Here is a 1160-nt window from a genome sequence, read left to right on the forward strand (position 1 = left end):
GCAGGTGGCACAAGGCCGTTGGCACTGTGCAGCCGACGGTGGTTGTACCAGTTCACAAATTGTTCGATGTCTGCTGCAGCCTCCTGTCGAGTGGGGTATTTGGAGTACAGCCATTCGCCTTTGAGGGTGGCAAATACCCGTTCCACCACCGCGTTGTCCCAGCAATTCCCCTTCCGGCTCATGCTCTGGGTGATGCCGTTGTCGCGCAGGATCTCGGCCATCGCGTGGCTGGTGTATTGCCGCCCTTGGTCCGAGTGGAACAGCAGTCCCGCCTGGGGGCGGCGCTGTTTCAATGCGCCGCGCAGGGCTCTGACCGCCAACCATGCATCTGCTTCGTGGGAATGTGCCCAACCCACGATTCGACGGGCATACATATCCACAACGACGGCCAGATACAGCCACCCCTGCTGGGTGGGGATGTAGGTGATATCGCCAGCCCATACTCGGTTTGGCGCCTCCGGATTGAACTGACGGTCCAGGATGTTGGGAGCGGTCAGCGCCTGCGGCCCAAGGCTGTGGTACTTGTGCCGCTTGTGCTGTCGCGCCCTGACACCGGCCCGGCGCATCAGCGTCCGGGCGCGGTGGCGACCAACCTGCAGACCGCTATTGGTCAGTTCCCGGGCCATCCTGCGTGAGCCGCAGCTGCCCCGGTGGGACTTATGAATGCGACGAACCAGATCAACCTGGGCCAGCAGCTCCCGATCGATACGAGGCTCCCGATGCAGCCAGGCGTAGTAGCTGCTACGGGGATAGTCCATCAACTGGCACACCAACCGGATCGGAGCGGCCTTCCCCAATTCCTGGATCACTTGTTCCGGTGATCGCTGTCCCGAATGAAGAAGGCGATGGATTTTTTTAGCAGGTCGCGCTCCTCCTTGAGCCTGCGGTTCTGGGCTTCCAGTTCGGCGATTCTGACCTGCGCATCTACTGGTGGCGCCTCCGCATGCGGGTCATGTTTTCGCCGCCACTGCTCGATCCACCGCCTCAGCGCCGTCGGACCGACATCCATCAGCTGGCAGACGTCTCTTACTGTCTGCCCCTCTACAACGACAAGGCGAACCGCCTCGTCCCTCATGCCCTGAGTGATCTGTTTTGCCATGGGTCTACCTCGATGCTCGAAAATGATCCTATCGAGTGTCCAAGTTGATTAGACCACCGCA

Annotated in this window: 1 protein-coding gene; it reads right to left on the bottom strand. The window is 60.8% G+C overall.

Translation table 11 applies throughout. The features are described 5' to 3' along the window. A protein-coding gene (locus tag HFK18_RS21475) for an IS3 family transposase (protein ID WP_257216371.1) occupies positions 1-1099 on the bottom strand; the annotation gives its coding sequence in 2 pieces (ribosomal slippage) (positions 1-859 and positions 859-1099; 1100 coding nt annotated over the 2 pieces). This gene is flagged as partial in the annotation. Positions 1100-1160 lie beyond the last annotated feature (61 nt).

This window comes from Stenotrophomonas sp. SbOxS2, from assembly GCF_013416715.1.
GTDB lineage: Bacteria > Pseudomonadota > Gammaproteobacteria > Xanthomonadales > Xanthomonadaceae > Stenotrophomonas > Stenotrophomonas lactitubi.